Genomic DNA, 5,575 nt, shown 5'->3' on the forward strand with positions numbered 1-5,575 from the left:
GCCGGCCTGGAAGGGCGGGTGGGGATGCGCGTCTGTTCCTTGAGAACTCAACAGTGTGCTTGATAGTCAATGCCAAATATCCCTGTCGGGTGGCTTGGTCTGGTCCTTTGTGGGCTGGGTCTGGTTGCTCGTAGAGGATTCCTTTGGATAATAGATTGAAAACGCAAGTTTTCGATCTTGATGCCAGTTTTATTCAGGCTGTCCCTGGTGGATGGCCTGCTTCGTATGGTTGTTAACCGGGTTCGCCTGGTTGGCGTCAAACATTTACGGAGAGTTTGATCCTGGCTCAGGACGAACGCTGGCGGCGTGCTTAACACATGCAAGTCGAACGGTGAAGGTGGAGCTTGCTCCGCTGGATCAGTGGCGAACGGGTGAGTAACACGTGAGTAACCTGCCCCTCACTTCGGGATAACCTCGGGAAATCGTGGCTAATACCGGATACGAGGCACCTTCGCATGGGGTGTGCCTGGAAAGATTTATCGGTGGGGGATGGACTCGCGGCCTATCAGCTTGTTGGTGGGGTAATGGCCCACCAAGGCGACGACGGGTAGCCGGCCTGAGAGGGCGACCGGCCACACTGGGACTGAGATACGGCCCAGACTCCTACGGGAGGCAGCAGTGGGGAATATTGCACAATGGGCGCAAGCCTGATGCAGCGACGCCGCGTGGGGGATGAAGGCCTTCGGGTTGTAAACCCCTTTCAGCAGGGAAGAAGCGAGAGTGACGGTACCTGCAGAAGAAGCGCCGGCTAACTACGTGCCAGCAGCCGCGGTAATACGTAGGGCGCAAGCGTTGTCCGGAATTATTGGGCGTAAAGAGCTCGTAGGCGGTTTGTCGCGTCTGGTGTGAAAACTCAAGGCTCAACCTTGAGCTTGCACCGGGTACGGGCAGACTAGAGTGCGGTAGGGGTGACTGGAATTCCTGGTGTAGCGGTGGAATGCGCAGATATCAGGAGGAACACCGATGGCGAAGGCAGGTCACTGGGCCGCAACTGACGCTGAGGAGCGAAAGCATGGGGAGCGAACAGGATTAGATACCCTGGTAGTCCATGCCGTAAACGTTGGGCACTAGGTGTGGGGCTCATTCCACGAGTTCCGTGCCGCAGCAAACGCATTAAGTGCCCCGCCTGGGGAGTACGGCCGCAAGGCTAAAACTCAAAGGAATTGACGGGGGCCCGCACAAGCGGCGGAGCATGCGGATTAATTCGATGCAACGCGAAGAACCTTACCAAGGCTTGACATACACCGGAATCATGCAGAGATGTGTGCGTCTTCGGACTGGTGTACAGGTGGTGCATGGTTGTCGTCAGCTCGTGTCGTGAGATGTTGGGTTAAGTCCCGCAACGAGCGCAACCCTCGTCCTATGTTGCCAGCACTTCGGGTGGGGACTCATAGGATACTGCCGGGGTCAACTCGGAGGAAGGTGGGGATGACGTCAAATCATCATGCCCCTTATGTCTTGGGCTTCACGCATGCTACAATGGCCGGTACAAAGGGCTGCGATACCGCGAGGTGGAGCGAATCCCAAAAAGCCGGTCTCAGTTCGGATTGGGGTCTGCAACTCGACCCCATGAAGTCGGAGTCGCTAGTAATCGCAGATCAGCAACGCTGCGGTGAATACGTTCCCGGGCCTTGTACACACCGCCCGTCAAGTCACGAAAGTCGGTAACACCCGAAGCCGGTGGCCCAACCCTTGTGGAGGGAGCCGTCGAAGGTGGGATTGGCGATTGGGACTAAGTCGTAACAAGGTAGCCGTACCGGAAGGTGCGGCTGGATCACCTCCTTTCTAAGGAGCCACAACCGTCCGGATCAACCACTGGTCTACCCGCTTGCGGGAGCTGGTGCCGGTCGGTCAAGTGCCACGCTCGGGCCGAACGCGCTCGGGGTGGGACGCTCATGGGTGGAACATTGACTTCTTGCGAGCTCGGGTGCTGGTGCACCGGTTAGTACGCCTCCTTGTGGGGTGGGAACGCCTCGTGCCAGACGCCTGGGGGAGTTCAAGCACACTGTTGGGTCCTGAGGGAACAGGCCTTCTGGTGCCGGCGACGGCGCTGGGTGGACTGGTTTCCTTCACGGACTGCCCCTGGCGGGTGAACCGCTGCTGGCCCACGGCTGGTGGTAGGCACGGCGCCGATCGAGGGGGTGGGGTCGTTGGTAGCTTGAGAACTGCACAGTGGACGCGAGCATCTTTGTAACATCAAAGATTTATCTTTGGTATCTGCAATTTTTAGCTGTTGTCAAGTTTTTAAGGGCACAGGGTGGATGCCTTGGCACTAGGAGCCGAAGAAGGACGTTGTAGCCTGCGATAAGCCTCGGGGAGTTGGCAAACGAACCGTGATCCGAGGATGTCCGAATGGGGAAACCCACCTGGAGTCATGTCCAGGTACCCGCACCTGAATATATAGGGTGTGTGGAGGGAACGTCGGGAAGTGAAACATCTCAGTACCGACAGGAAGAGATATTCCGTGAGTAGTGGCGAGCGAAAGCGGATCAGGCCAAACCGATGGCGTGTGATACCCGGCAGGGGTTGCGTCATCGGGGTTGTGGGACCTTTTGGATCATTCTGCCGGATGGTCAGGGAGTCAGAAAGCTTCGTTATAGTCGAAGGCCTTGGGAAGGGCCGGCACAGAGGGTGATACCCCCGTAGACGAAATGGCGTAGCCTCCCGAGAGTGTTCCCAAGTAGCACGGGGCCCGAGAAATCCCGTGTGAATCCGTCGAGACCACTCGATAAGCCTAAATACTACCTAGTGACCGATAGCGGACAAGTACCGTGAGGGAAAGGTGAAAAGTACCCCGGGAGGGGAGTGAAATAGTACCTGAAACCGTGTGCCTACAATCCGTTGGAGCCTCCCTAGCAGGGGTGACAGCGTGCCTTTTGAAGAATGAGCCTGCGAGTTAGTGCTCAGTGGCGAGGTTAACCCGTGTGGGGAAGCCGTAGCGAAAGCGAGTCCGAATAGGGCGATCATAGTCGCTGGGTCTAGACCCGAAGCGGAGTGATCTACCCATGGCCAGGTTGAAGCGCGGGTAAGACCGCGTGGAGGACCGAACCCACCTAGGTTGAAAACTGGGGGGATGAGCTGTGGGTAGGGGTGAAAGGCCAATCAAACTCCGTGATAGCTGGTTCTCCCCGAAATGCATTTAGGTGCAGCGTCACGTGTTTCTTGCCGGAGGTAGAGCTACTGGATGGCCGATGGGCCCTACAAGGTTACTGACGTCAGCCAAACTCCGAATGCCGGTAAGACAGAGCGTGGCAGTGAGACTGCGGGGGATAAGCTCCGTAGTCGAGAGGGAAACAGCCCAGACCACCAGCTAAGGCCCCTAAGCGTGTGCTAAGTGGGAAAGGATGTGGAGTTGCACAGACAACCAGGAGGTTGGCTTAGAAGCAGCCACCCTTGAAAGAGTGCGTAATAGCTCACTGGTCAAGTGATTCCGCGCCGACAATGTAGCGGGGCTCAAGTACACCGCCGAAGCTGTGGCATTCACATTTGAGCTAGGCCTTCGTGGTCCAGGCATGTGGATGGGTAGGGGAGCGTCGTGTGGGCAGTGAAGCTGCGGGGTAACCCAGTGGTGGAGCCTACACGAGTGAGAATGCAGGCATGAGTAGCGAATGACGGGTGAGAAACCCGTCCGCCGAATGACCAAGGGTTCCAGGGCCAGGCTAATCCGCCCTGGGTAAGTCGGGACCTAAGGCGAGGCCGACAGGCGTAGTCGATGGACAACGGGTTGATATTCCCGTACCGGCGAAGAACCGCCCAGACCGAACCCGGTGATGCTAAGCGCCCGGACCGTCACCTGTTGACCCTTCGGGGTCTTGGTGTGCGGCGAGGCCGCGACCCGAGCTGGTAGTAGGTGAGCGTATTAACAGGGGTGACGCAGGAAGGTAGCCGAGCGTGGCGATGGTAGTCCACGTCCAAGGTTGTAGGGCGAGCAGTAGGCAAATCCGCTGCTCATATAGCCTGAGAACTGACGGTGACCCCGTATGGGGGATGATTCGGTGATCCTATGCTGCCTAGAAAAACCTCGACGCGATGGTTCTAGCCGCCCGTACCCTAAACCGACTCAGGTGGTCAGGTAGAGAATACTAAGGCGACGAGATAATCATGGTTAAGGAACTCGGCAAAATGCCCCCGTAACTTCGGGAGAAGGGGGGCCTGAGGCGTGTACCGGCTTGCCCGGGAAGCGTTTGAAGGCCGCAGAGACCAGGGGGAAGCGACTGTTTACTAAAAACACAGGTCCGTGCGAAGTCGCAAGACGATGTATACGGACTGACGCCTGCCCGGTGCTGGAAGGTTAAGAGGACTGGTCAGCTCTTCGGAGCGAAGCTGAGAATTTAAGCCCCAGTAAACGGCGGTGGTAACTATAACCATCCTAAGGTAGCGAAATTCCTTGTCGGGTAAGTTCCGACCTGCACGAATGGCGTAACGACTTCCCCGCTGTCTCAACCGTGAACTCGGCGAAATTGCACTACGAGTAAAGATGCTCGTTACGCGCAGCAGGACGGAAAGACCCCGGGACCTTTACTATAGCTTGGTATTGGTGTTCGGTGCGGCTTGTGTAGGATAGGTGGGAGACTGTGAAGCCGGCACGCCAGTGTCGGTGGAGTCAACGTTGAAATACCACTCTGGTCGCTCTGGATACCTAACTTCGGTCCGTGATCCGGACCAGGGACAGTGCCTGGTGGGTAGTTTAACTGGGGCGGTTGCCTCCTAAAATGTAACGGAGGCGCTCAAAGGTTCCCTCAGCCTGGTTGGCAATCAGGTGTCGAGTGCAAGTGCACAAGGGAGCTTGACTGTGAGACTGACAGGTCGAGCAGGGACGAAAGTCGGAACTAGTGATCCGGCGGTGGCTTGTGGAAGCGCCGTCGCTCAACGGATAAAAGGTACCCCGGGGATAACAGGCTGATCTTGCCCAAGAGTCCATATCGACGGCATGGTTTGGCACCTCGATGTCGGCTCGTCGCATCCTGGGGCTGGAGTAGGTCCCAAGGGTTGGGCTGTTCGCCCATTAAAGCGGTACGCGAGCTGGGTTTAGAACGTCGTGAGACAGTTCGGTCCCTATCCGCTGCGCGCGCAGGAAACTTGAGAAGACCTGTCCCTAGTACGAGAGGACCGGGACGGACTAACCTCTGGTGTGCCAGTTGTTCCGCCAGGAGCATGGCTGGTTGGCTACGTTGGGAAGAGATAACCGCTGAAAGCATCTAAGCGGGAAGCTTGCTTCAAGATGAGGTTTCCACGCCCTTCGGGGTGAGAGGCTCCCAGTAGACCACTGGGTTGATAGGCCGGATGTGGAAGTGAGGACTAAAGACTCATGGAGCTGACCGGTACTAATGAGCCGACAACTTGATAACAACAAATTTGTGCTACGCGTCCACTGTGCGGTTCCCGAGATACCAGCGACGGATATCTCCATAGAGTTACGGCGGTCATAGCGAGAGGGAAACGCCCGGTCCCATTCCGAACCCGGAAGCTAAGCCTCTCAGCGCCGATGGTACTGCCCTGGAGACGGGGTGGGAGAGTAGGACGCCGCCGGACAACCATTCACCAAAGGCCCACCCCGATCGGGGTGGGCCTTTGG

At 57.3% G+C, this 5,575-nt stretch carries 3 rRNA genes; all 3 read left to right on the plus strand.

From position 1 onward, the window contains the following. Positions 1 to 263 precede the first annotated feature (263 nt). The 3 genes from AC4F3Q_RS13485 (at position 264) to rrf (ending at position 5,532) form a co-directional block, all read left to right on the plus strand. Positions 264 to 1,785 (plus strand): 16S ribosomal RNA (locus AC4F3Q_RS13485). Between the two features lie 449 nt (positions 1,786 to 2,234). Beyond that, positions 2,235 to 5,348, plus strand: a 23S ribosomal RNA gene (locus AC4F3Q_RS13490). Between the two features lie 67 nt (positions 5,349 to 5,415). Then, positions 5,416 to 5,532: ribosomal RNA gene (gene rrf, locus AC4F3Q_RS13495) — 5S ribosomal RNA — on the plus strand. The 16S, 23S and 5S rRNA genes sit together here, the layout of an rRNA operon. The last annotated feature ends 43 nt before the right edge of the window (positions 5,533 to 5,575 follow it).

This window comes from Flavimobilis sp. BM9, from assembly GCF_058313055.1.